This is a genomic window from Bradyrhizobium erythrophlei, from assembly GCF_042430365.1.
GTDB lineage: Bacteria > Pseudomonadota > Alphaproteobacteria > Rhizobiales > Xanthobacteraceae > Bradyrhizobium > Bradyrhizobium erythrophlei.
Genome location: NZ_JBHMET010000138.1, coordinates 1 through 583 on the forward strand (window position 1 = coordinate 1; position 583 = coordinate 583).

The following is a 583-nucleotide window of genomic DNA, read 5'->3' on the forward strand; positions in this document are numbered from 1 at the left end:
AATCCGCATGCCACGTTCTGTGGGAACCGGGGGCGGGCGACCGCCTCCGGTGACCCGGTGCCGGCGGTGAAATTCCCCGGCCTACTCACCCGTTCGGGCGGATGTACTCAGCGAAAACCGGCCAGGCGCGCCTGGGGTACCGGCCATCGCGCAAGAGCATCAAACGCGTGATCGAAAGCATTCACGCGCTCACCGCCCGATCAGGAACTTGGCAAGGGACCACGGAGCTCGTAGGCCAGTTGAACCGCACGTTGCGCGGATGGGCGAACTACTTCAAAGTAGGCACCGTCACCAAAGCGTATCGGGCGCTCGACAACTACGCGGCTGCGCGGTTGCGCCGGTGGTTGCGCTTCAAGCACAAGGTCAGGCGACGCAGGGGCGGGACCTATCCACTCTCGCACCTCTACGGGTACTTCGGGCTCGTACGCCTAACCGCGCTTGGGCGCGACATGCCGTGGGCGAAGGCTTGAAGTCTTGTCCGAGAGCCGGATGCGGGAAATCTGCCTGTCCGGTTCGATGAGCGGGATGTGGAAACGGAGCCAAGGGTGAACCATTAAGGCACCGCCAGACGAAAGAGGCGGCA

The 583-nt window shown here is 63.8% G+C and carries 1 protein-coding gene; it reads left to right on the forward strand.

Annotated features, from left to right (window positions below; genetic code table 11):
• Positions 1–101 precede the first annotated feature (101 nt).
• On the forward strand, positions 102–470 hold the full coding sequence (locus tag ACFFWD_RS20435; RefSeq protein WP_376968290.1) for a group II intron maturase-specific domain-containing protein: 369 nt from the start codon (positions 102–104) through the stop codon (positions 468–470).
• Positions 471–583 lie beyond the last annotated feature (113 nt).

What these genes read in the sequence shown, in the direction of transcription:
- ACFFWD_RS20435 (WP_376968290.1), top strand. Translation starts at nt 102, where the DNA reads ATGTACTCAGCGAAAACCGGCCAGGCGCGCCTGGGGTACCGGCCATCG.